The sequence below is a fragment of the Streptomyces sp. NBC_00670 genome (assembly GCF_036226765.1).
GTDB lineage: Bacteria > Actinomycetota > Actinomycetes > Streptomycetales > Streptomycetaceae > Streptomyces.
This window is the reverse complement of sequence record NZ_CP109017.1, coordinates 5,729,462-5,753,816: the sequence shown is the minus strand read 5'-3', so window position 1 is coordinate 5,753,816 and position 24,355 is coordinate 5,729,462. Positions and strand designations below refer to the sequence as shown.

Sequence of the window (24,355 nt, the reverse complement as noted above, 5' to 3'; positions counted from 1 at the left end):
TCAGCGGCCCATGTGGACGACGCCTGCCCAGTGGGCGGGTGACGTCATGCTGTCCCCCTTCTCCTCCCGCAGATACCTCTCGAAGGACGCCATCCGTTCCTCGAAGGCGCGGGCCGCCGGGCCGGGGAGGCTCGCGGGGGCCCGGCGGGCCGGATCGCGCATCCACCGCTGGGCACGGCGCAGCGCCTCGGCCGGTTCGTGGCCGGCGCACAGATGGTGGTGGAAGACCGCCATCAGGAAGCCGACGGCGGCGTTGGTCACCGGCCACAGCGAGGCGATGACCGCGCCCGCCCGGGCCGCGAGGAACGCGGAGGCGAGGGTGAAGCCCTCGTCGGGGTGGCTGAAGCTGACGTTGCCCGCGCAGCAGGCGAGGGTGACGCACACGCCGCGCGGTCCGGCGCCGGCGTCCGGGGAGCCGGCCAGGTCCAGCGCGCCGATCCGGTCGAGGCGCAGACCGCCGCCCGGCAGTCGCAGAGTGGCCCGCCAGGACTCCGTCACGTCCGCCGCGAGGTGGGCCGCGATGTCCACGACGGTGAAGCGGTGGCTGCCGTCGGACAGGGTGCCCAGCAGCCCAGGTGCGGTGGCCGCGGGGCCGTCCGGGCCGACGGCCCCGGGGTAGACCCCCTCGCGCAGGACGCCGGTGGCGGCCCAGCGGGCCTGCTTCCCGGGCAGCGCGTTGACGAGCAGCGCGCGGCCGTCGGGCCGGACCGGGGGCAGCGCCGCCGCGCCGATGAACTGCCGGGCACCGCACACCGTGGTCATGACCATGCGGTCGGCGGCCGGGGTGCCGTCGTCCAGGACGACCCCTGCCCAGGGGACGAACGTGAGGTCGCCGACCGGGACGAGGACGACGCGGGGGCGCCCGTCCACGCGTCGTCCGCAGCGCCGCTCCAGCGCTCGCAGCAGGGGGCGGAACCGGTCGCCGCCCATGCGCGCGGTCAGGTCGGCGAGGGCGCCGCGCCAGTGGGTGTCGGCCGTCTCGCGCCGCTCCTTGGCGGCGGTGGTGCGCTCGCGCAGGGCGGCGACGTAGCGGGCGAGTGCCTCGTCGTCGCCGGGGCCCGCGGGCAGTGGGACCCATTCCGCGTCGCCCGTCGGGGTGATGAGGACGGCACCGCGTTCCAGCATGTCCGAGGCGTCCGGCGGCGGGGATGGCAGGAGGTAGACGAGGGCGTGGGCGCCGGTCGCGCGCAGCGCCTCCGCGACGGTGCGCACGGTCGGGAGACCGGCCGTGCGGGCGGTGTCGTCGGCGTCCAGCACCCGGGCGACCCGCTGGGCGAGCTGGTCCGGCACGGCGAGGTCGCGGCCGGGGTCCTGCGGGCGGTAGGGCGTGGTGGGCGCGGCGGCCGGGGCCCGCCGTTCCCAGGCGTCGGCGAGGGAGTGTTCGCCCAGGGCACGCAGCCGGACGGCCGTGTCGGGGCGCAGCCTGGTCCGTTCGACGACGGCTCGGCCGGTCTCCAGCGCCTTTACGACGTCGTCCCACTCCTGGTCGTACGCCGCCCAGCGGGCCGCGCGCTGGGCGAGCGCGCCGGCGTCGCGGGCGGTGATCAGGGCGTCGGCGGTGCCCTCCTGGCCCATGGCGGCGGTGGCGTGGGCGCGCAGGCAGTCCAGGGCGAGCCGCCGGGACTCGGCGAAGTCCGCCGTCGGGTCCGGGCCGCCGGGGTCCGGCTGCGCGATCCGCAGGGCGCGGGCCTGGGCGAACCGGGTGCGGCTCAGTTCGAGCAGGGGGGCCAGGGCGGCGGGCACGGCGGCGGTGGAGAGCAGGGGCTCGGCCTCGCTCATGCGGGCCGACCAGGAGTGGATGAGGGCGCGTTTGCGCAGACCGGCGGCGAGTTGGAGCGCGGCCTGGGTACGTACCTCGCGCAGTGGACTGTCGGCCGCTGCCTCGGCCGCGGTGCGCAGTTCGGCGACCGTGCTGTCGCCGGCCGCGACGGTGGCCAGGCCCAGCAGGCCGTGCAGGAAGTGCGCGAGGCCGGCCTCGGGACCGTCCGCGCCGTCTTCGCCCGTCGCGCCCGCCGTGCCCATGAGGGTGCTCGCGGCGGACAGCAGGCGCCGGCGCGCCTCGGGCGCCTCGTCGCCGTCGGCGGTGACCAGCAGCCAGTCGCGCAGCAACAGGCGGTGCTGCTGGTCGGTGGGGTCGGTCCGGCCGGCGGTGTACGCCTCCTCCGCCCAGGGCAGCGCCTCCCGGGCCAGGGCCACGGCGTCCCGGCCGGGCAGTTGGGCGGCGAGCGCCAGTGTCTGGGCGGCCAGTTGCGCGGCGACGGCGGACAGCACCGGGCCCAGCGCGGTCCGGGCGGGCAGCTCCATGGTGCGCCTGACCTGGTTGAGGGCCGCGTCGATGTGGTTGGTGCCGCCGCTGACCCAGGTGCCGCAGTCCACCTCCTCACTGCCCGCGCGGTGGTGGAAGGACAGGTGCGCCAGCGCCTGCCGCAGCCGCAGCACGACGGCCGCCGGGCCACTCGGCGGGGTGTCCGACGCGTACTGGTTCAGCAGGGCGAGCGCGGTGCGGGCGTCGGCGACGGAACCGGTGGTGTTGCCGCGCTGGCCGAGCAGATGGCTGAGTGCGACCAGGGTGTTGGGGACGCCCGGGTGGTCGGGCGGTACGAGGGGCAGTGCCCGGGTGAGGTCGTCGATCGCGCCGGCGATGTCCTCGTCGGCGAGGGTGCCCTGGGCGTGCAGGGCCCGGGCCAGGCCGCGCACCATCAGCGCGGTCGGGCGGTCGGGGTGGTCCTCGGGCAGTGCGGCGAGGGCGCTGTCGCAGGCCTCGACGGCGACTTGTACACGGGACCGGTCGAGAAGGCCGGCGCTGACGCCTTGCGTGGTCGCCTCCGCGAACAGCACGTTCTCGCGGGCCGCGATCTCGTCGCCGTGGCCGCGGACGCCGTCGAGGTACGCCAGCATCTCGCGGTAGGTGGGGCCCGCGGAGGCGGTGCCGAGGCGGTGCTCCAGGATGCGCTTGAGTGCGACCCGCGCCTCCAGCAGGCGCAGTTCGCGGGTCTCCGCCGGGGGCAGGGAGCGCCTGGCCCGGACCCGCCGGGCGCGGTCCAGTACGTGTTCCGCGTCCTCGGAGGCCATCCGGACGTCGTCGTCCATCAGCCTCTCCAGTTCGGTGACCACGTTGAGGACGTCGAGGGGGACGCCGTCGTCGGCGCCTTCGCCGTCGTCGGCGCCATCGCCGCCGGCTTCGTACGAGGCCGGCTCCCCGGTGTCGGGGAAGAGGTACTGGCGGCGCAGCCGGAGCTTGCCGGCCAGCTTTCTGAGCGGCTCGGAACGGGGCGTGGGGACGGCGGCCGGGCGCTCCGCGCGCAGCTCCAGGGCGTGCTTGAGGACGCCGTCGAGTTCCATGTGGGCCCAGAACGCCCAGTCCAGGAGCTCGCTCGGCTGCGGCAGCTCCTCGTCCCAGGAACCCGGGGCCGCCGCCAGTTCCTCACGCACCTCCTCGTGCGCGTTCTCCAGCAGGTGCAGGGCTTCCAGGCACTCGGCGAACCGGGCCGTCGCCCCGGCGCCGTCGCGTGCGCGGTGCGAGGTGAGGCCGCCGGAGTGGAGCAGCAGCAGGGCGAGGGCGCCCTGCCGGGTCACCCGGTCGTGGACGTCGTACGGCGCGGGGGCCCGGCGCAGCAGCTCGACCGTGTCGGCGCGCAGGCGGTGGAGCGGTGCGGGCAGCGGCCGGCCGCGGTCATGGTGGTCCACCTCGGCCGCGACGAGTACGGCGAGCTCCCTCAGCATCGGCGCCATGCCGGGGCCGCCGGGGCCGACGGCTTTCGCGCGGGCGAGGATCTCCGCGACCTGCCAGGACTCGTCCTCGTCGGCCATCGCCCCTCCGTGCGGCAGTCGGTTGACGCCGCCGGGGGCCTCGTGCGCGGTCATGACGCTCCCTCGGCCGGGGACGGGGCGGGTGTGGGGGCGGGCTGGGGCAGGACGGTGAGGACGGTCTGTGGATCGGGTTCGGGGGGTACGACGAACACCGTGTCCGGGGCCTGCCTGCCGTGGCGGCTGAGGTAGCCGCTGAGGGCGGCGCCGTACTCGCGTTCCTCGGCGGGGGTGCGGGGCGCGGGCCAGCCGGCCGCCCGGTAGATGTCCGCGCGGGCGGCGACGAGGACGGCCTCGACGCTGTCGCAGTACACGTCGACGGCGGCGCACAGGCCGCGGAAGAGCAGCAGCACGGCGAGGGCGGCTCCGCCGGCCGCGGCGGCGAAGGCGCCGAGCACCAGGGGGCCGCCGTCGTCCCGTAGGACGGTCACGGCGCCGCCCGCGAGTGCGGCGAGGCAGGTCAGTACGGCCCACAGCAGGTTCTGCGCGCGGGCCGTCAGCCGGTCGGAGTCGGCACGCAGCCGGGCCGCCTGGCGGTCGGGCAGCGCGAGGTCGATCAGCTCCCAGCAGTGAGCGAGGTCCCAGCCGTGCCGTGCGGTGACCCGGTCGGTCATCGCGACGAGGCTGTTGCCAATCCGCGTCGGCGCGACACGCGCGGCACGCGGATACCGCCGCTTCCCCTCCCGCGCCCGGGTCACCTCCCAGGCACCGAGCACCTGGGAGGCGGTGGGCAGGGTGGGGGCGGTGGGCGGGGTGGCCGGGTCGGCACTCCGGGTGGCCCGGGTGGCCGACGGGGTGGCCGACGGGGTGGCCGGGTCGGCGGCCAGGAGGTGGGCGAGGACGCCCAGGTGGTGGTTGATGCGGTGGGACGTCCAGCGGCCGCGGAGGCCGTGGACCGGCCAGGTCGTGCCGGCGAGGAAGCGGACCGTGGACTGGGACGCGGCCGTCACCACGAGCGTGGAGCCGACCGCCGCCGCGAGCGCCAGCACGCCGTAGACGCACAGCGTGACGACGTCGAAGCGGCTGCCCTCGCACCACGGACCGGCGCCCGCGCGCGCGGTGCCGCAGCCGCGTGCCGGGGGCAGCCAAACCCGTACCGCGAGTCCGGCGACCGCCCAGAAGACAAGGGCGCCTCCGCTGATCCGGGTCAGCCACTTCTTGGTGCGGCCCGCCGCGAAGGCGCTCAGCAGTTCCAACCTCTTCCTTCCGGTCCGTCGGGGCGGTCGGTCGTTCAGGGCAGGCGGTACTCCAGCGGCGAGCCGTGCCGGGGGCAGACCTCGATGCCGCTGTCGGTCCAGTCGGTGGTGCCGCTGTGCGCCTCCGGGCAGCTCTCGGTGTCCGTGCCCCGGCAGCGCCAGGCGTAGCCGTGCTCCAGGGTGGGGCCGAGGGCGGGCGGGAAGGCCGAGGCGAGGTCGGTGTGGGCGGCCTCCAGATCGGCGTCGGGATCGAATGCCGCGTCGGCCGCCGGGTCGTCGGCCGCGAGGTCGTCGTCGGAGTCGTACATGGCCACACATCATGGCCCACGAATCGCTGCATCGCACCCCAAAGGAGCTATGCCGTAACGATCTTGACGTTCCGTCCGATAACGTGTGCGCCCCGCGCGGCACACCGTGCGCGGGAGAACACGCGGGAGAACACTCGGGGGGACCGATGAGTTCGTCGGTGATCATCGACTGGGAGCGGCTCGCGGCGGCGGAGCGCGACCGGTGTCTGGGGCTTCAGCAGGAGTTCGCCGAGACGCGTGCGCGGGCGCGCCGGCTCGCGCGCCGGTGCGCCGTGGCCCGCGCCGTCACCGGCGCGCGCGTTGGCGTGCCGGAGGTCGTCACGCCCGGCATCGAGGAGGGCTCGGTCGCGCTGGCCGAGCAACTCGCCTCGGTGCGCGAGCAGTTGACCGTCGTCGAGACGCGGCTGGCGGAGTCGGCCGGGGCCTACGCACGCGAGCGTGCCGCCGCGCGTCCCGCCTCGGGTGCGGCCACGGCGGAGCGGGCGGCGCCGAGGACCACCGCGGCGGGCGAACTCGCCGCGTGGCGGGCGCGGGAGAGCGAGCGGCGGCGGACCCTGGACGACGCCGCGGCCGGGCGGGCCCGGGCCGAGGTCGCGGAGCGCGCGGCCGCCGCGACCCTGGAGCAGGCCGCCGAGCTCGCCCGGGCGTTGCCCGGCCGGGCCGAGGAGGTGCACGCGGCGGCGCGCGGGGTGCTGGCCGGCGAGCCGGGCGCGCAGGAGTCCTTCGCACGGCTGACGGCCGCCGCCCGCGAGGCCGCCCGGGCGGACCGCGCCCGGGAGGAGGCGGCGCTGCTGCGCGAACGGATCGCGCTGGTGACCGAGCAGGTGGGCGCGGCCCGGCACCGGGGGGCGCGCTCCTACGCGGACGCCCTGCGCACCCGGACCGACGGCTGCGGGGACGACCTCCCCGCGCTGGCCGAGACGCTGCACCTGGCCGAGGAAGTCCTCGGCCGGCTCACCGCCGAGGAGAGCCGCGCGGAACTCGTCGCCGCGGTGCACGAGGCGATGGGCGAGGTGTGGTCCCTCACGGACGCGTCCGAGGGCGCGGGCGCATCCGAGGGCGCGCACGTGTCCGACGGCGCGGGGGCGGCCCACACAGCGGGTGTGGCACATGACGCCGGAGCGGCGCACGCCGCGGGCGTGGCGCACGGCGACGCGGAGGCGCGGCTTCGGGCCGCCACCGTGCTCGTGCCGTTGCCCGACGCGTTCCCGTACCACGCCGTCCGGTTCGACCTGGACGACGCGGACGCGCTGACCGCAGAGGTCGTCCGCCTGCCGGGCGGCGACCCGGCGGCGGACCGGTCGGCCCAGGAGCACATGTGCGGGGACATGGACGAGCTGACCGCCCGACTCGCCGCGCGCGGTTTCGCCACGAAGTGGCGGGAACAGGCCCCGGCGGGCGCGGTCGCCGCCGGCACGACCGCCGCACACGGTACGGCCGCCGGGTCGAGCGCCGAGGAGGCGTCGGCCGAGGAGTCCCGGGCCGCCGCCCTCAGCCGCGCCCGCGCGACAACGACCACCCAGGCCCGCACCACCCGGCCCACCGGCCCGGCGGGAGGTGGCCGGTGAGTGTCGTCGTCGGTGAGGACGCCGGCGCGCTGCCCGAGGCGTGGATGCGGGAGGTGCGGCTTTCGCTCTCCCTCGCTCCGCATCTGCTGCTGACCGGCAACGTACGGGATCTGCACCAGCTGCCCCCGGCCGCACCGGGCGGCCGGCCTCGGCTGCTGGCGTTGCAGGACGTGTTGTGGGAGGTGTGCCGGGCGCAGGGGTACGCCGCGCTGCTGGCCCTGGATCCGCTGCGCGGCGTCGACCGGGTCGACACCCCGCAGGAGCCGCGCGACGCCGCCCTCGCCGCGGCCGACGCACGGCTGCGCGACCTCGTCGGGCAGCACACCCGGCCGGACGCCGAGTTCGACTCCGCGCAGTTGCGCCGGCTGCTGCTGGACCTGCACGGCCTGTTCAGCGGCCGGAACGGGCTGACCGTCCCGGTCGCCATGGTGATCCCCTACGCCGCGCACGCGCTGCCGGGCGACACCGTCCTGCGGGCCGACCGCACCCTGCTCACCACCGTCGAGGCGCTCGGCCACGCCGCGCCCTCCGTCCCGGCGCCGGGCCGGCCCGGCCGCCAGGCCTTCGGGCTCACCCTGTTCTGGGTGTGCGAGCAGCAGGACCAGTTGCCACCGGCGTTCCCGGTCGGCAGCGACTCGGTCCGGATCATCCGGCTGCTGCGCCCGGACATCGACCGCCGCGCCGCGCTGGCGGCCCGCTTCATCGACCGGCTGTTCGACCACGCGGCCACGCCGGACGACCTGGAGGCGGTCGCCGGTGCCACCGACGGCATGACGGCCCGTCAGGTCCGTACCACCGTGCTGACCGCCGCCGGCCTGCCACCGGGACCGACCGTCTACTCCGACGCGGCCCGGCTGGTGCGCGTGGGCATCACCGACGACCCGTGGGCCGGCGACACCGTACGCCGCCAGCTCTCCCACGCCGAGACGTACTTGTCCGCGCGCGTACTCGGCCAGGCGACCGCCGTGCGCAAGACGGTCGACGTGCTGACGCGGGCCGCCGTCGGACTCACCGGCGCCCAGTCCTCGGCCGCCCGCAACCGCCCGCGCGGAGTGCTGTTCCTGGCCGGTCCCACCGGTGTCGGCAAGACCGAGCTCGCCCGGGCAGTCACCACGCTGCTGCTCGGCGAGGAGGCGCAGCCGGTGCGGTTCGACATGTCGGAGTTCCGCGTCGACGAGAGCCGGCAGCGCCTGATCGGCGCACCCCCCGGGTACGTCGGCTACGACTCCGGCGGCGAGCTCACCAACGCGGTGCGCGCGCAGCCCGCCAGCGTGCTGCTCTTCGACGAGATCGAGAAGGCCCACGAACGCATCCTCGACCTGTTCCTGCAGATCCTCGACGACGGCCGGCTCACCGACAGCCGCGGCGGCACGGTGTACTTCTCTGAGTGCTTCATCGTCTTCACCTCCAACCTCGGCACCCAACCGGCCGAAGAGCGGGACGGCGCCGACCCGGACGCAGCGGCCCGCCGCGCCACGGACCTGCTGCGGCAGTTCACCGACGACCGGGCGGGCTACTTCGACCACTTCCGAGCCGCGTACGAGGACTTCTTCGACCGGAAGATCGGCCGGCCCGAACTGCGCAACCGGCTCGGCGACAACTACGTCACCCTCGGGTTCATCGACGAGAAGGCGGCGTGCGAGGTACTGGACCGGTCGCTGAACTCGGTGGTGGCGCGGGTCGCCGCCGTGCACAAGACGGAGCTGGTCGTCGACGAGGGCGCTCGCGAGGAGCTGCGCGACGCCGCGCTGGTCAACCTCGGTCTCGGGGCGCGCGGCATCCTCAACCTGGTGGAGAGCGCGGTCGTCAATCCGCTGAGCCGGGAGCTGTTCGAGCGGCCTCGGGGGCCGGGCGGCCGGATCACCCTGTCCACGCTCATTCCGGACAACGACGCGTGGAGACCGGTATGGAGCTGACGGGTACGGAAGCGGCCTCCGGGAGCGGTCTCGTCGTCAACCGCGTGCACTTTCCGGTGACCGCCCTCGGGCCGGGCCGCCGGCTCGGAGTGTGGGTCCAGGGCTGCTCGATCGGCTGTGCGGGCTGTCTGGCACGCGACACCTGGGCGGCCGGGGCGGGTTCCCGGCTGCCGCCGGAGGTGTTCCGGGAGGTGTGGCGCCGGGCGCTGGCGCTGGGTGCGGAGGGGCTGACGGTGTCCGGGGGCGAACCGGGCGACCAGCCGGAGGCGTTGACCGCGCTGCTCCGCGTCGCCCGGGAGGAGGCGGTCGGCCGCCCGGCCGACCTGCTCGTCTACACGGGACACCCACTGGCGGAGCTGGCGCGGCGGGCCCCCGAGGTGACCGGCGGGCTGGCGGACGCGGTGATCGGCGAACCGTACCGGGCCGACGCGCCGACCACGCTGATCTGGCGCGGCTCGGCCAACCAGACCCTCACTCCGCTCACCGCGCTGGGCCGGGAGCGGTACGGGCCGTGGCGGGAGCACCGCCCCGCACGCGCCCCCATGCAACTGGTCGCGTCGGACCGCGACGCGTGGCTCATCGGCGTACCCAGGGCGGGTGAACTGGCCGCGCTGGAGCGGTCGTTGCGTACGGCGGGGTTCCGCCAGGGACAGGTGTCCTGGCGCCCGGCGCGCCCGGACGCACCGTCGGCGGGGCCGTACGCGCGCCCGCCCACCATTCCGTCCGGAACCGTGGAGACGCCCGGAACCGTGGACACGTCGGGAACCGGGGAGACGTCCGGGGACAAGGAGAGCGACCGGTGAGGTACTACTGCCGGGGCGGCGAGCAGGAGCACCCCTGCGCCACCGCGTACTGCGACGAGCACGACTGCGACACCGTACGGGACGACGGTCCCGAGGCCGTGGACTCCGGTGCGATGGACTCCGGTGCGGTGGACCCCGCCCGTTCCGCCGGGGACGGGGGTGCCGCCGGTAACGGCCCCGACGGGAGTGATCCGATCGCCGATCTGCTGAGGCGGCCCCTCACGCCGCCGGCGGCGGCACCCCGCCCCGGCGACGGGACCGTCGAGCTGCCGCCCGGGGTGAAACGCCGTTACCGGCTGCTGGACATGCTGCCGCCCGAGGCCGCCGTCGGCGGCCGGCTGTGGCTGGCCGCACCGGTCGGGAGTCCGCACGGCATGGTGCTGCTGAAGGTCCACGCACACGGCTTCCGGCCCGGCCTCGCCAAGGACAGGCTGCGCGAGAGATGCGCCGAGCACGGCGTCGTGGACCGGCTCGACGGCGGTGTGGAGACCCTTTCGGACGGCAGCCGCACCGTCACCTGGGAGACCTGGCGCCTCCCCGGCGGCGGCACCCTGCGCAAGATGCTGGACGACGCGCTGACCGCCCCCGAGGGGCCGCCCGGCCGACTCGGCGGACTGCCCGAGCCGGCCGTACGGGCCCTGCTGTCCGGCCTCGCGGACCTGCTGGAGGCCTGGGAGCGGGAGGCCGGCGCCGTCCCCGTCAACCTGTCGCCCGACACGCTGTACCTGCGCACGCTCGGCGGCGTCGAGCTGGTACTCCCCGACCTCGACGGCGCCGCCGTACTGGGTGAGGACTGCGCCCGGGGGCCGCGACCGCCGCTGACGCGCTATCTGGCACCGGCCCATCTGGTGGAGCAGGGCCGGTGGAGCGCCCGCAGCGCCTGGGCGAGCGCGGCGGCCGTCGTCGGTGAACTGCTCACCGGGCGGCCCGGGATCCCGCCCGGCACGGACCCCGACGACCTGCCCGACGCCCTGCTGCACCGCCCCGCCGCCGACACCGGCGACCCGCACTGGGACGAGCTGCTCGACCGGTTGACCGGCGGCCGCCTCGACGCGGCCGGGGTGCGGGCCTGGTGCGCGGAGCAGGCACCCGGGGCGGCCTCCGTGGAGCCGTTCCGGTACGGCGACCTCGCCTTCGACGACCCGGCCGAGCTGGTGTCGGCGCTCGTCGACTCGGGTACGGCGGGCTCCGCGTGGCTCGGCGACCCGGAGCACGCGGGCGCGCTGGCCGAGTGGCTCGAAGCCCGGGTGCCGTCGGCGGACCGGAGTCCGCTCGACCGGTTCCTCCGGTCGCCGAGCGGACCGTACGCCCCGGAACGGGCCCTGGCGGGTCTCGCCGCCACGTTCCTGCGCGGCATCCCGCCGCGCTTTTGGGGCGACGTCATCGACGAGGACGGCCTGCTGGCACTGGCCGCGCGGCAGGACGCCGCCACCCTGTCCGCGGTGCTGGACAGCGGGGTGCTGCGCGACGCGGCCCGGCAGACCTGCGCCCGGCACGGCGGCGAGGCGGGCTGCCCGGTCCTGCGCGGCCTGGAGGAGAAGGTGACCCGGGCGCTGGAGACGGCCCGCCAGGAGACCGACCGCACCGTACAGGCGCTGGAGCGGGAGCGTCAGGAGGAGGGCGACGCGCTGCGGGCCGAGGCCGCTGCGCACCTCGTGCCGAACGGCCCCGCCTGGTACGACCGGGACACGGTGCTGACCCGGGTGGTCCGGCTGCTCCTCGGCGACGACGCCTTCCTCGGCCAGTGCCGGGAACGGCTTTCGCGGGCGCGGCCCGGCGTCGGGACACCCCGCTGGTGGGGGCGGCTGCACGACGCGGCCACCGGCGCCCTGGGCCGGGAGCGGTCGGGTCCGCCGGACGCGACGGCGACGGGGCTCCTGGCCGCCGCGCTCGCCTTCGACCAGCAGATCGTGGTCTTCCGGCGCGGGATGCGGCGGGCTCGGCTCGTCGACACGCGGCAACGCGTCGGCACGGCCCTGAAGCAGGGGGCGCGGGGCGTGCGCACCCACCTCGCGCGCTCCCCCACGGAGCGCGCGGACGCACGCGACCGGCGGCGCGCGTCGCTGGAGCTCGCGCACCGCAGGCTGCTGACGTTGCGGTGGCTGTGGCTGGCCGCGTTCACGCTCGGACTGCTCGACGTCATCGGCTACTCCGCCTTCGGCTGGGTCCCCTACAGCCCGCCCCCGACCGCCGCCTCCGCCGGCCTCGCACCGTCTCACCCCGGCGTGCGGGTGGTCACCGCGGCGGCCAGGGCGCTGCACCCGGACAAGAAGCATCCGGCCACGTCCCACCCGGACAAGCACCCGACCAACCACCCGGCCAAGTCGACCGCCCCGTCCGACGATCCGCTCTGGCGCTCCCGCGACCAGCTCTGGCACGAGGCCCGCATCGGCGCGCCGGCGAACGCCGACCACATGATCATCTCGCTGCGGGACTTCTCCGACGGCATCGGCGACAAGCGGCCGGAGTGGGCCGACGACGGCGCGTTCCTCGGCGCCGGCACCCGCGTACCCGCGCACCTGCCCTGGCTGCTGCCCGTCTCGGTGCTGCTGGCCTGCGCCGCCGGGCTGCGCTGGGCCGTGCGCGGCCGGGGCGGTGTGCTGCGGCTGGGGTGTGCCGCGGCGGCCACCCTGGCCACCGTCGCCCTGCTGTGGCACCTGTGGGCCGACGGCCTCACGCACACCCTGCTGGCCGTGGCCTACTCCCTGGACTTCTGGCACGGCACCCTGTGGGTGCTCCTCCCGCTCGCCGGGTGCCTGTACGTCCTCGGCAAACGCGGCACCCGGCCGCTGGAGGTCACCGCGCGGAGCGGTACGGGCGGCGCGTCGTACGGATCGTCGTACGGGAGGTGACGGGCGCGCGGCTCAGCCCGCGGCTTCGGCGACCACTGCGGCCGCCCGCTCCCGCGGCACCCCGGCCGCGATGAGCATGGCGACGGCCGTCTGCGTGCCGTCGTCCGTGAGGGCGCCGGTGTTGACCGACTCCAGGAGGGCGACGGTCATCGCCTCCAGGCCGGCGCTGAGGACGGCGGCCGGGAGGTGGGTGTGGAAGACGCCGTCCCGCTGGCCGCGCTCCAGGATCGCGGTGACCGCGTCGCGGGCCGGGGCCAGGACCTCGGCGACGCGTTCGGCGCCGAGGTCGCGCCGGGCCAGGGAGAGCAGCAGCCGGTAGCGGTCGCCGACGGCCCACATCGACAGGGTGAAATGGGCCAGGGCCCGCTCGGCCGGTTCCTCGGGGCGGCGGGCGCCGTCCTTCATCGTGGCCCGCAGCGTCTCGGACGCCTCCTCGGCCAGGGCCTCCAGGAGCGCGGCGCGCCCGGGGAAGTGGCCGAAGAGGGTGCGCCGTACGACGCCGGCGGCGCGGGCCAGCTCCTCCAGCGTGACGTCCGGGTTGCGGCCCAGCTCCTGGCGGGCCGTGGCCAGGATGCGCTCCCGGTTGGACCGCGCGTTGCTCCGCAACGGCTCGCGGACGACGGGCTTGGGCACGGTCGGGACCTCGGGACGGGGAGCGGCGGGGCAGGGCGTCTCCCATTCTGGCACGGGGGCCGCTCTCACCCCCGTTTCGTGAACGGCAGCACCAGGCGGGACGGGTGCGTGGCGTCGCGGTAGATCTTGTGGGTGACGGGGCGGCCCACCGGCAGGTGGAACGCGTCCGGCGGCAGCAGCGCGTCGGCGAGCGGTTCGTCGTTGGAGAGTTCCGCGACCAGCCGGTGGCCGGGAAGCAGCGTCGCCGCGAACGGGTACACACGCAGCACGTACTCCTCGATCCGCCCCGGTTCCACCGGCACCGCGCGGGTGTGCGGGCGGTACGGGTCGCCCTCGGTGGTGCGCTCCTCGTCGAGCTCGCGGTGCGAGGCCTTGAGGTAGGAGGTGGTCAGGAGCTACCGTCCGCCGCCGGGGGCCTCGTCCCACAGGCGCAGGATGAGGTTGGTGTCGGGCTGGTCGATCTCCACGAAGAGGTGGGCCGCGCCCTGGCCGATCAGCTCGGCGGGCTCGGTGAACGGCTCGGTCGACCAGCTCAGGATCTCCACCTTGTCGGTGACGGTGAGCGGCGCCTGGTAGAAGCCGTCCGGCCCCCGGGACCCTCACGGCGTGAGGCCGCTGCCTCCGCCGACGACGATGTTCTGTCCGGTGACGTACCCGGCGGCGTCGGAGAGGAGGAAGGTGACCGTCTCGGCGACCTCGCGGGCGGTGCCGAACCGGCCGAAGGGGATCCGGGCGGCGGCGGCCTCGGTGATCTCCGCGAGCATCTCGGGGGGCATGCCGGACTTCGTCCAGATCGGGGTGTCGATGGCGCCGGGGCTCACCGCGTTGACGCGGATCCCCCGGGGCGCCAGCTCGACGGCCAGCGAGGGCACCATCGCCAGCAGCGCGCCCCTGCTGCCCGCCGTGACGCTGCCGCCCGCCAAGCCGCGGGTCACGCCGACGCCCACGGTGAAGACGACCGAGGCGCCGTCGGCGAGCAGCGGATACGTCTTCTGGAGGGTGAAGAACTGACCCTTCGCGTTGACCTGGAACACCTCGTCGAAGGTGGCCTCGTCGGCCTGCTCCAGGGGCATCGGGCGGGTGATGCCGGCGTTGAGGAAAAGGGCGGTGAGCGAGCCGAAGCGGGTGCGGGCCTCCTCGGCGACGCGGTCGGCGTCGGCCAGGGAGCGTGCGTCCGCCCGCAGGACGACGACGTCCTCGGGGAGCTCCTTCCTGGCGGCGTCGAGGGTGTCGGGGTTCTGGCCCGTGACCATCACCCGGTATCCGCGCTCGTGCAGGAGTTCGGCCGTCGCCCTGCCGATGCCGGTGGTGCCGCCGGTGATCAGGGCGGCGGGGGTGGACGTGGGCATGGGGGTGCTCCTTCGGTGCGACGGCAGGCGGGGGACGCGGCGCCCGGGACCGCCGGGCCGCCGCACCGTCCACCCTGCCCCCGCCGCTCACCCGGCGGCCAATAGATGTTCTTCATCGGCCGGTACGTGGGGCGTATCGGCGCAGGTCAGCGGGGTGGAGGAGGGTGCGGCGGGCCCGGAGGACATGCGGTGGGCCGGCACCGCGCTCAGGCGGCGCAGGGCGGGTCGTACGGACAGCGGACAGCGGACAGGCAATACATGTCTCAAAGACGCGCACGATTCGCACACATCCCCTCTACATACCGGCCCCGATGGTCTAGATTGACCGTGCTTCAGCCTTCGGGAGCGGGACGTCGTCAATGATCTTCAAAGGAAGATCATTGACGGTGATCAATTCCCGGGAAACAGCGTCACGCACGGTCCGAGAAAGTCACGGGAAATGCGCGTCCGCTGCCGCGAGGGTGGGTAGTCAAAGCAGCGCCGAAACAGTGGGGATGTCGTGCGCGGGAGGCGGGGGCCTTCCGTGGGGAGGAACGGCGCGGCGCGGGGGGGGCGGTGCCCCCCATGAAGGGGAGGGACTGCGAGGGGCGGGGGCCTTTCGCGGTGAGCACAGTGGTGGGCGGGCACGCCACACCACTGGTGACCTGGGGGGTTTTCTGTGCGGCAGGGGGGATTGGTCAGCCCTTTTCCGTCGGCGCGCGGGCGTCTGACGGACGGGATGGACGAGGCGGACGGCGCACTGAGACCGTCCGGACACGACTGGGAACAGCGCTACCGCCGGACGGTGATCACCGCCGACACGGTGGCGACCGCCCTGGTCGTGGCGGTGATCGGGGAATTCTTCGGAGCCCGGGACGCGGCCAACTGGCACGAGAAGTGGGGAATTCTCGCCTTCGGCACCGAGTTACTCGTGCTGGCCGCGCTCGGAGTGAGCCGGGCGTGGGCACCGGCGGTTCTCGGCCAGGGCGCCGAGGAATTCCGTCGGCTCGGCCGTTCCCTGTTCATGGCGACGGTCGTCCTGGCACTCGGCGGTATCGCGCTCACCTCGCGCAACATCAAACTCTGGATTTTCGTCGCGATCCCCGCGATCGCCCTCGTGACCATGATCGCCCGCTATCTGCTGCGCCTCTGGCTGCACGGACAGCGCAAGCAGGGCCGGTGTCTGAGACCGGTGCTCGCCGCCGGGAACCCGGCCACCGTACGCGATCTGATCACCCGCACCCGTAAGTTCCCGCACCTCGGCTGGCGCGTGGACGCGGTGTGCACGACGGACGGTTTCGGCCTCGACACCGACCACTTGGACGGGGTGCCGGTCGTCGGCCGGCTGGCGGAGGTCGCGAGCCACGTCCGCCGCGACGGCTACCGCGTCGTCGCCGTCACCCCCGACCCGCACTGGTCCCCGGACCGGTTGCAGCGGCTGGCCTGGAACCTGGAGGGCAGCGACGCCGAGATGGTCGTCGCCCCGGTGCTGATGGAGGTGGCCGGGCCTCGGCTGCACGTCGACGCGGTGCTCGGCATCCCGCTGCTGCGGGTCAGCATGCCGGCGTTCACCGGAGGCCGCCGGGTGGTCAAGGAGGTCGTCGACCGGCTGGGCGCGGCGCTCCTGCTGCTGCTGTTCGCGCCGCTGATGGTGCTCGTCGCCCTGCTGGTCCTGGTGGACAGCCGGGGCGGGGTGGTCTACCGGCAGCGCCGGGTCGGCAAGGACGGCCGCGAGTTCACCATCCTCAAGTTCCGCACGATGGTCGCCGGTGCCGACCGCGCCCGGGCCGCGCTGGCCGACCGCAACGAGGGCGCCGGGCTGCTGTTCAAGCTGCGCCGGGATCCGCGGGTGACCCGGGTGGGGTCGGTGCTGCGCCGCTACTCGCTCGACGAACTCCCGCAGCTGTTCAACGTGTTGACGGGGTCGATGTCGCTGGTCGGCCCCCGGCCCCCGCTGCCGGAGGAGTCCGCCGCGTACGGCCCGGACATCCGGCGGCGACTGCTGGTCAAGCCCGGGCTGACCGGCCTGTGGCAGATCAGCGGGCGCAGCGACCTGCCGTGGGAGGAGGCGGTCCGGCTCGACCTGCGCTACGTGGAGGACTGGTCGCTCGCCCTGGACACGGTGATCTTGTGGAAGACGCTGCGCGCGGTGCTCTACGGGCAGGGCGCGTACTGAGGCACGGGTCCGCCGCACCGGCGCGCGGCGCGCGGGCCGGTGCGGCGGACCGGGGGACGCGCGCGGGCCGGTACGGCGGCCGACGGAACGAACACGGGCCGGTACGGCGGCCGGGGGGAGAGAACGGGTCATGGGAGCTGGGGGGAGGAACGGGTCATGAGAGTCAGCGTGTTCGGGCTCGGTTACGTGGGCTGCGTGTCGGCCGCGTGCCTGGCCGGCATGGGGCACGAGGTCATCGGGGTGGACGTCAACCAGGTCAAGGTCGACCTGGTCAACGCGGGCAAGGCACCGGTGGTCGAGGAGCGGATCGGCGAGCTGATCGCCGAGGTGGTGGGCTCCGGGGCCTTACGCGCCACCGGGGACGTCCGTGCGGCGATCGCGGACAGCGAGGTGTCGCTGGTCTGCGTGGGCACGCCCTCCGAGCCCAACGGCAGCCTGTGCACGACGTACTTGGAGCGGGTCACCGAGGAGATCGGTGCCGCGCTGGCCGAGCGGGGCGGCCGGCACACCGTCGTCTTCCGCAGCACCATGCTCCCGGGCACCTGCCTGAACCTGCTGGTGCCGCTGCTGGAGAAGCACGTCGGCGGGCTCGCCGGGGTGGACATCGGGGTCGCGGTCAACCCGGAGTTCCTGCGCGAGGGCACGAGCGTGCGGGACTTCTTCGACCCGCCCAAGACCGTCGTCGGCGAACTCGACCCGGCCGGCGGCGACACGGTGCTGAAGCTGTACGAGGGGCTGCCCGGCGAGGTGTTCCGGGTGCCGGTCCCGACGGCCGAGGCCATCAAGTACGCGGACAACGCCTTCCACGGCCTCAAGATCGGCTTCGCCAACGAGCTGGGCGCGGTGTGCCGGGCGCTCGGCGTCGACTCCCACCAGGTGATGGACGTCTTCCTGGCCGACCGCAAGCTCAACATCAGCCCCGCCTATCTGCGGCCCGGCTTCGCCTTCGGCGGTTCCTGCCTGCCCAAGGACCTGCGCAGCCTGGTGCACGCCGCCCAGCGGGCCGACGTGTCGGTGCCGATCCTCTCCCATGTGCTGCCGTCCAACTCCGCGCATCTGGAGCGCGCGGTGGAGCTGGTGGAGCGCACGGGCAAGCGCCGGGTGGGCCTGTTCGGGCTGTCCTTCAAGCCCGGCACCGACGACCTGCGCGAGAGCCCGCTCGTCGAGCTGGCGGAACGGCTCTTCGGCAAGGGGTACGACCTGCGCATCCACGACGCCAACGTGAGCCTGTCGCGGCTGCTCGGCGCCAACCGCGAGTACGTCGAGACGCGGCTGCCGCACCTGGCGCAGCTCCTCGCGGACTCCGTGGAGGAGGTGCTGGACCACGCCGAGGTGTGCCTCGTGGGGACGAGGGACCCGGCCGTCCTCGCGGCGCTGCCCCATGGTGACGGCCGCGTGCTCGTCGATCTCGTCCATCTTCCCGACGCCGACGCGCGCCGGGCCGAACCGGGGTACGTGGGCCTTGCCTGGTGACAGTTCATTGACGGACAGCTCGTTGGAAAACCCCGCCGGGTCCGGCCGGCGTGCGCTGATCCTGGTGGAGAACCTCTCCGTGCCGTTCGACCGGCGCGTGTGGCAGGAGTGCACCACCCTGCGCGACGCCGGCTGGGAGGTGCACGTCATCTGCCCCCGGGGCACCAAGCGGGACACGGAGGCGGAGGCCGAGATCGACGGGGTGCGGATCCACCGCTACCCGCTGCGCGCGGCCACCGGCGGGCCCGCCGGATATCTGCGGGAGTACGGCTCGGCGCTGTGGCACACCGCCCGGCTGGCCCGCAAGGTCGGCCCCGTCCACGTCGTGCACGCCTGCAACCCGCCCGACCTGCTGTTCCTGCCCGCGCTGCGGCTGAAGCGGCGCGGCGCGCGGTTCGTCTTCGACCAGCACGACCTGGTGCCCGAGCTGTACCTGTCCCGGTTCGGCCGCGGCAAGGACATGCTGTACCGCGCGGTGTGCGCGCTGGAGCGGATGACGTACCGGGCGGCGGACGTCGTCCTCGCCACCAACGAGAGCTACAAGGAGGTCGCGGTCGACCGCGGCGGCCGGCGGCCCGAGGACGTGTTCGTGGTGCGCAGCGCGCCCCGGACCGACCGGTTCCAACCGGTAGCGCCGGAGCCGGAGTTGAAGCACGGCAAGCCTCATCTGCTGTGCTACCTCGGCGTGATGGGCCCGCAGGACGGTGTCGACTACGCCCTGCGGGCGCTGGCGAAGCTCCGCGACGAGCTGGGCCGGACCGACTGGCACGCGGTGTTCGTCGGCTCCGGCGACGCCTTCGACGCGATGGTGGAGCTCTCCCACGACCTCGGTCTTGAGGAGCAGGTCACGTTCACCGGGCGCATCCCGGACGCCGACCTGCTGCGCCACCTGTCCACCGCGGACGTGTGCCTCTCCCCCGACCCGCGCAATCCGCTCAACGACGTGTCGACGATGAACAAGGTCCTGGAGTACATGGCGATGGGCCGGCCGATCGTCTCCTTCGACCTCAAGGAGGCGCGGGTCTCCGCCGGCGACGCCGCCGTCTACGCGCCCGACGACGACGAGTCCGCGTTCGCCAAGCTGGTCGCGATGCTCCTCGACGACCCGGAGAAGCGGGCCCGGATGGGCGGGATCGGCCGGGAGCGGATCGAGGGGCGGCTCTCCTGGCGCAACTCCCAGGCGGCGCTGCTCGCCGCCTACGCCGCCGCGTGCGAGAGCCGCGCCCCGCGCGGGGGACGGAGGCGGCGGCGATGAGCGAGGACACGATCCGGCTGGTCACGCTCGGGCGGATACTGCGCCGGCGCCGGCGGCTGCTCGCCGTCCTCGTCGTGGTGGGCGGGCTCGTCGGCTACGGCGCCTCGCTGCTGTTCCCGCCCCGCTACACCGCGACGGCCTCGGTGCTGCTGCCGGGGCAGTGGGAGGAGCGCGAGCTGCTCACCCAGGCGGAGATCGCGACCAGTTCGACGGTGGTCGACCGGGCGGCGGCCGCGCTGCGCCGGCCCGACGTCGGTCGCACCGAGCTGCGGGACGACGTGCGCGCGAAGGCCACCGACGGCAACATCATCAAGATCTCCGGCACGGCCGACACCCCGGCGCGCGCCCAGCGCCTCTCCGACCAGGTCGCGCGGCAGTTCGTGGCGTTCGCCGGGCGGATCGCGGGCGACACCGGGGACACCGGTGCCACCGACACGGACGCGGCGGCGGGGCCCGAGGCGCTGCGGCAGCAGGTGACGAAGACCAACCGGCGCATCACCGACCTGGCCGACGCCGCCGATCCCGGGCAGACGGTGGAGAGCGTGCAGGCCCGCACCGAGCTGGAGCAGTTGCGGACGGCGCTCCAGGAGGCCATGAAGAAGCTGGACGAGGCGGACCCGGCGACCAACAAGGCGGGCATGGTCGTCATGGGCCCGGCGCCCAGACCCACCGGTGAGGCGCCGCCGACGCGGCTCCAACTCGTCGTGGGCGGAGCGGTGTCGTTCCTCCTGCTCGCGGTCGTCGGCCATCTCGTCGCCGCGCGGAGCAACCGCCGGCCGCACGGCGAGGCGGAGATCGCCGCGGCGCTGGGCTCGACGCCGCTGGGCACGGTCGACGTGCCCACCGGGCGCCGCGGCCCGAAGCGCCGTGGCGTACGGGCCCGGCTGCGCCGGCTGCTCGGCACCGACACGCGCTGGGACGTGCCGGTGCCGCGCGCGTCCGGTGACGAGGCCGGGCGGCGGCTGCGGCACCGGCGGGTGTGCGCGCGGCTGCGGGAGCGGCTGCCGGCGCCGCGCCGGCTGCTGGTCGTCGTGCCGGAGGGCGACGAGACCGCCCGGCGTGCGGCCGGAGAACTCGTCGCCGAGGCCGGGGGCGATCCCCTGCTGCGGGTGGTGGAGGTGCCGGTGTCCCGGCCCATCGTGCCGGACCGCGACACCGAGTCCGGTGCGCTGGTCGTGGCCGGCGCGGGCGAATGGACGGCGGAGGAGCTGGCCGGGCTCGCGGAGGCGTGCGCGGACGGCGGGCACGAGGTCGTCGGCGTCGTCGTCGCCGGTCCGGTGCGGGTCCGTAGGGCGCGGCCGACCGGCCGGCGGGAGCGGGCCGCCGCGGACGGTGCCGTCCCGGACGACGCCGCCGCGCCGGCGCTCGCGGGGCGCGGCCGTACGACGGGGGGTGCCCTATGACGGTGGACCGAGCCGCGGAGCCGTCGGGCGCCGCCCCGCTCCTGGACCTGCAGTCACTGGTGGCCGCGGTGCGCAGACGGCGCCGCCTGTGGGGCTCGCTGGCGCTGCTGGGGCTGCTGCTCGGGGCGGCGGTGGCGGTCCTGCTGCCGCCGGCGCCGGCCGCGATGACGACGGTGCTGGTCGCGCACGCGGAGGACCAGCCGAACGACACGGGCACGCTGATCCGCACGGACGTCGAACTCCTGGGCACCACACGCATCGCCGGCGCGGCCCTGCGGGCGCTCGACTCCCCGGAGAAACCCGAGGACTTCCTGCGGGACTACCGGGGCACCGGCCTCACCAACAACCTGCTGCGCATCGACGTGACCGGCGACAGCGACGCGCAGGCGGTGGCCCGCGCCAAGGCCCTGGCCGACGCGTTCGTCGCCGACCATGTGCGACGGATGCGGCAGACCGCCGACGCGGAGGCGCAGGCCCTGCTCGACCAGCGCGACCGGATGCGGGGCGAACTCGCCCAGGTCAACAAGTCCATCGGCGACGCGTCGGAGAACGACCCGCAGGCGTCGGCGAGCGTGGAGTCGCTGTTCGCCCGGCGGGCCGAACTCAACTCACGCATCGCCGACTTCGACGAGCGCGCGGCGGAGGCGCGGACCGGTACGCCCAAGGTCGTGGCCGGCACGCAGATCGTGGACGACGCGCGGGCGGTGCGGCACTCCCTGCCGAAGGCCGTCGTCACCGACGCCGCGATCGGGCTCGTCCTCGGCCTCGTCCTGGGGCTCGCGGTGGCGGCGGTCGGCGCGGTGGTGGCGGACCGGCCGGTACTGCGCCGCGAGATCGCGGCGCACCTGGACGCCTCGGTCCTCGCGGAGCTGCGCCACACCCCCCGCCGCCCGGGCGGCCGGTGGCAGCGCCACCGCACCCGCGCGGCCCGCACCCGCCTCACCACGACCCTCACCCGCACGGTACGGGGCACGCGGGCCCCCGTCTCCCTGCTGGAACTGGGCTGCGCCCGCACGACGGGCGTCCTGGCCCTGGACCTCGCGACGGCACTGGAGACGGAGGGCCCGGTGGTCGTCGTGGACGGCCTGCCGGGCCCGGAGCTGACCGGACTCCGCCGCAAGCGCGGCGGCCCGACGGTGGTCACGGCCGACGACCCCGCGGTCGGCGTGGACGACGCCGGTCGTGCCCCGGCAGCACACGGGGACGCGCGCGCCACGCCCGTGACCGGCGCCCCCTGGCCGACGGCCACGGTCAACGGCGATCACACGGTGACCCCGCGCACCACGCCCACGAGCGGCGGCGAGCGGACGACGGCCCCGCGCGGGAACACGGCCCCGGCGCGCCGGATCGGCGTCGGGTCCGTCCGGCCCGGGACCACGTGGTGTGATCTGCCGTGTCTCGGCGAGCGGGCCGTGCTCGTCGTGCGGGTCGGGTACGGGAGTACCGCCTGGCTGCACACCGTGGCGCGGCAGCTCGCGGAGCGGGGGGTCGGGGTGCTCGGGGTCGTGCTGGTGGACGCCGACCCCCGGGACCGTACCGACGGCACGTTGTGGACGGGGCGGCGGGACGGGTTCGCGGCGGGCCGGGCCCGCGCGGAGCGGCCGTCGATGCCGGTGCCTCGGGTGCCGGACGGCGGACGGGCGGACGGCGGCCGGACGGACAGCGGCCGGACGGACAGCGAGCGGGAGGTGCGTTAGCGCATGTGTGGCATCGCGGGTACCTACCGCTGGCCGGACGGCAAGGCGGTGACCGACCGGCTCACCGACGTCCTGGCCCACCGCGGCCCGGACGCGGCGGGCCGCTACAGCCACCCCGCCGGCGACGGCGAGGTGCAGCTCGGGCACCGCAGGCTGTCCATCATCGACCTCTCCGGGACCGGCGCCCAGCCGATGGTCAAGGACGGCCTCGCCCTCACCTACAACGGCGAGCTGTACAACGCGCCCGAGCTGCGCGCCGAACTGGAGTCCGCCGGGGCGCGCTTCCGCGGCACCTCCGACACCGAGGTGCTCCTCGAGGCCTGGCGGCGCTGGGGCACGGACTGCCTGCCCCGGCTGCGCGGCATGTTCGCGTTCGCCGTCTTCGACGAGCGCACCGGTGAACTGACGCTCGTCCGCGACCAGTTGGGCATCAAGCCGCTGTTCCTGCTCCGCCGCGGCGACGGCCTGGTGTTCGCCTCCGAACTCAAGGCGCTCGCCACGGTGACCGGCGGCAAGCTCGAGGTCGACCACGGGGCACTCGTCGCCTCGCTGCTCTACTACTGGGTGCCGGACTCGCGCTGCGCGTTCCGCGAGGCGGAGAAGCTGCCGCCCGGCAGCTGGCTGCGCTGCCGGCCCGACGGCCGGGTCGAGCGCGGCCGGTACTGGAGCGTGAAGGACGTCGCCGCGGAAGGCCGGGAGCGTACCCGGGCCGGCGAGCTGCCCGATCTCGCCGCCGTCGTCGAGGAGTCGACCCGGCGGCACCTCCTCTCCGACGTGCCCGTGGCGACCTTCCTCTCCGGTGGGCTGGACTCCAGTTACCTCACCGCGCTCGCCGCCCGCGACCGGCCCGGGATCTCCGCCTACACGATCGGGTTCCGCGCCGAGGACGCCCGCTTCGAGGCGATGCCGGACGACCTGCGCTACGCCCGCGAGGTCGCCGCGCGGTTCGGCGTCGACCTGCACGAGATCGAGATCGCCCCGGACGTGCTCGACCTGCTGCCCCGGATGACGTACCACCTGGACGAGCCGATCGGCGACCCCGCCGCGATCAACACGTATCTGATCTGCTCGGCCGCCCGGGAGGCCGGGATCAAGGTGATGCTGTCGGGGATGGGCGCCGACGAGCTGTTCGCCGGGTACCGCAAGCACCTGGCCAACGTGCTCGCGCTGCGCTACCAGCGCGTTCCGCGCCCCCTGCGGCGCGGGCTGTCCGCGGCCGTGGACCGGCTGCCGGTCGCCTCGGCCCGCCGGGGTTACCGGTCGGTGCGGTTCGCGAAGCGGTTCCTGTCCTTCGCCGACCTGCCGGAGGAGACCGCGTTCCGCCGCAGCTACACGATGTACGACCGCGAGGAGCTGCTCGCCCTGGTCCACCCGGACCTGGCGGGCACCGTCGAGGACGTACTGACCGAGCACGCGGACGTCTACGCGGACAACGGCCTCGACGACTTCGTCAACCGCATGTGCCTGGGCGACGCCCGCATGTTCCTGCCGGGCCTCAACCTCGCCTACACGGACCGCTCCAGCATGGCCGCGTCGACGGAGGTGCGGGTGCCGTACGTGGACGTCGAGGTGGTGCGGGCGGCGTTCGCGTTCCCCGGCGACCGCAAGATCGTCGGCCGGCAGGGCAAGGCCGTCCTGAAGGAGGCGGCCACCACCGTCCTCCCCAAGGAGATCGTGTACCGGCCCAAGGGCCTGTTCAGCGCCCCGCTGCGGGCCTGGATGAGCCGGGACCTGGCGCCGCTGGTGCGCGAGGTGGTGCACGACGGCGAACTCGTGCGCTCGGGGCTGCTGCGCCGCGAGGCGCTGCAACGGCTCGTGGCCGAGGACGCCGCCGGGCAGCGGGACTTCTCCAAGCATCTGTGGCACGTACTGACCCTCGAGTACTGGTATCGCGACGCGGTCTCCGGCTCGAGTCAGGGCAAGGCGGCTTGACGGCGTGG

Annotated in this window: 15 protein-coding genes and 1 pseudogene; 10 read left to right on the top strand and 6 right to left on the bottom strand. The window is 75.0% G+C overall.

Translation table 11 applies throughout. From position 1 onward, the window contains the following. Genes OIE12_RS25520 through OIE12_RS25510 form a run of 3 tightly spaced genes read right to left on the bottom strand, consistent with a single transcriptional unit; the run spans position 1 to position 5,311 of the window. Complete coding sequence (locus tag OIE12_RS25520) at positions 1-3,864, bottom strand: CHAT domain-containing protein (protein ID WP_329139125.1); 3,864 nt, start codon at positions 3,862-3,864, stop codon at positions 1-3. Then, positions 3,861-5,003 (bottom strand): hypothetical protein, encoded by a 1,143-nt coding sequence (locus OIE12_RS25515; protein ID WP_329139123.1) that lies wholly within the window; start codon positions 5,001-5,003, stop codon positions 3,861-3,863. Before OIE12_RS25515 ends, OIE12_RS25520 begins: the two co-directional genes overlap by 4 nt. 35 nt (positions 5,004-5,038) lie before the next feature. Next, positions 5,039-5,311: a hypothetical protein gene (locus tag OIE12_RS25510; protein ID WP_329139121.1), complete on the bottom strand. Its 273-nt coding sequence runs from the start codon at positions 5,309-5,311 to the stop codon at positions 5,039-5,041. 146 nt (positions 5,312-5,457) lie between these two features. Here OIE12_RS25510 and OIE12_RS25505 point away from each other — a divergent pair, with 146 nt between their 5' ends. Genes OIE12_RS25505 through OIE12_RS25490 form a run of 4 tightly spaced genes read left to right on the top strand, consistent with a single transcriptional unit; the run spans position 5,458 to position 12,450 of the window. After that, positions 5,458-6,879, top strand: coding sequence for a hypothetical protein (locus tag OIE12_RS25505; protein ID WP_329139119.1), 1,422 nt, complete (start codon positions 5,458-5,460; stop codon positions 6,877-6,879). After that, positions 6,876-8,795, top strand: a complete 1,920-nt coding sequence (locus OIE12_RS25500; RefSeq protein WP_329139117.1) for an AAA family ATPase — start codon at positions 6,876-6,878, stop codon at positions 8,793-8,795. The genes OIE12_RS25505 and OIE12_RS25500 overlap by 4 nt, the downstream gene beginning before the upstream one ends. Next, positions 8,786-9,598 carry a 4Fe-4S cluster-binding domain-containing protein gene (locus OIE12_RS25495; protein WP_329139115.1) on the top strand — a complete coding sequence of 271 codons (813 nt, stop codon included), beginning with the start codon at positions 8,786-8,788 and terminating at the stop codon, positions 9,596-9,598. The genes OIE12_RS25500 and OIE12_RS25495 overlap by 10 nt, the downstream gene beginning before the upstream one ends. Further along, positions 9,595-12,450, top strand: coding sequence for a hypothetical protein (locus OIE12_RS25490; RefSeq protein ID WP_329139113.1), 2,856 nt, complete (start codon positions 9,595-9,597; stop codon positions 12,448-12,450). The genes OIE12_RS25495 and OIE12_RS25490 overlap by 4 nt, the downstream gene beginning before the upstream one ends. A 12-nt stretch (positions 12,451-12,462) precedes the next feature. Here the strand turns inward: OIE12_RS25490 and OIE12_RS25485 are convergent, their stop codons facing one another. The 3 genes and pseudogenes from OIE12_RS25485 to OIE12_RS25475 all read right to left on the bottom strand — a co-directional run bounded on the left by OIE12_RS25485 (position 12,463) and on the right by OIE12_RS25475 (position 14,432). Continuing rightward, positions 12,463-13,083 (bottom strand): TetR/AcrR family transcriptional regulator, encoded by a 621-nt coding sequence (locus OIE12_RS25485; RefSeq protein WP_329139111.1) that lies wholly within the window; start codon positions 13,081-13,083, stop codon positions 12,463-12,465. 65 nt (positions 13,084-13,148) lie between these two features. Then, positions 13,149-13,628, bottom strand: a pseudogene (locus tag OIE12_RS25480) (CocE/NonD family hydrolase C-terminal non-catalytic domain-containing protein). A gap of 54 nt (positions 13,629-13,682) precedes the next feature. After that, positions 13,683-14,432, bottom strand: a complete 750-nt coding sequence (locus OIE12_RS25475; RefSeq protein WP_329139110.1) for an SDR family oxidoreductase — start codon at positions 14,430-14,432, stop codon at positions 13,683-13,685. Positions 14,433-15,090: 658 nt separating this feature from the next. Between OIE12_RS25475 and OIE12_RS25470 the strand changes: the two genes are divergently transcribed. The 6 genes from OIE12_RS25470 (at position 15,091) to asnB (ending at position 24,347) form a co-directional block, all read left to right on the top strand. Then, positions 15,091-16,587, top strand: a complete 1,497-nt coding sequence (locus OIE12_RS25470) for a sugar transferase (RefSeq protein ID WP_329139108.1) — start codon at positions 15,091-15,093, stop codon at positions 16,585-16,587. Between the two features lie 156 nt (positions 16,588-16,743). Next, complete coding sequence (locus OIE12_RS25465; protein WP_329139106.1) at positions 16,744-18,060, top strand: nucleotide sugar dehydrogenase; 1,317 nt, start codon at positions 16,744-16,746, stop codon at positions 18,058-18,060. Next, complete coding sequence (locus OIE12_RS25460; RefSeq protein ID WP_329139104.1) at positions 18,050-19,315, top strand: glycosyltransferase family 4 protein; 1,266 nt, start codon at positions 18,050-18,052, stop codon at positions 19,313-19,315. The genes OIE12_RS25465 and OIE12_RS25460 overlap by 11 nt, the downstream gene beginning before the upstream one ends. Next, complete coding sequence (locus OIE12_RS25455) at positions 19,312-20,718, top strand: Wzz/FepE/Etk N-terminal domain-containing protein (protein ID WP_329139102.1); 1,407 nt, start codon at positions 19,312-19,314, stop codon at positions 20,716-20,718. Before OIE12_RS25460 ends, OIE12_RS25455 begins: the two co-directional genes overlap by 4 nt. After that, positions 20,715-22,415 carry a Wzz/FepE/Etk N-terminal domain-containing protein gene (locus OIE12_RS25450; protein ID WP_329139100.1) on the top strand — a complete coding sequence of 567 codons (1,701 nt, stop codon included), beginning with the start codon at positions 20,715-20,717 and terminating at the stop codon, positions 22,413-22,415. Before OIE12_RS25455 ends, OIE12_RS25450 begins: the two co-directional genes overlap by 4 nt. Before the next feature lie 3 nt (positions 22,416-22,418). Then, on the top strand, positions 22,419-24,347 hold the full coding sequence (asnB, locus tag OIE12_RS25445) for an asparagine synthase (glutamine-hydrolyzing) (RefSeq protein WP_329139098.1): 1,929 nt from the start codon (positions 22,419-22,421) through the stop codon (positions 24,345-24,347). The last annotated feature ends 8 nt before the right edge of the window (positions 24,348-24,355 follow it).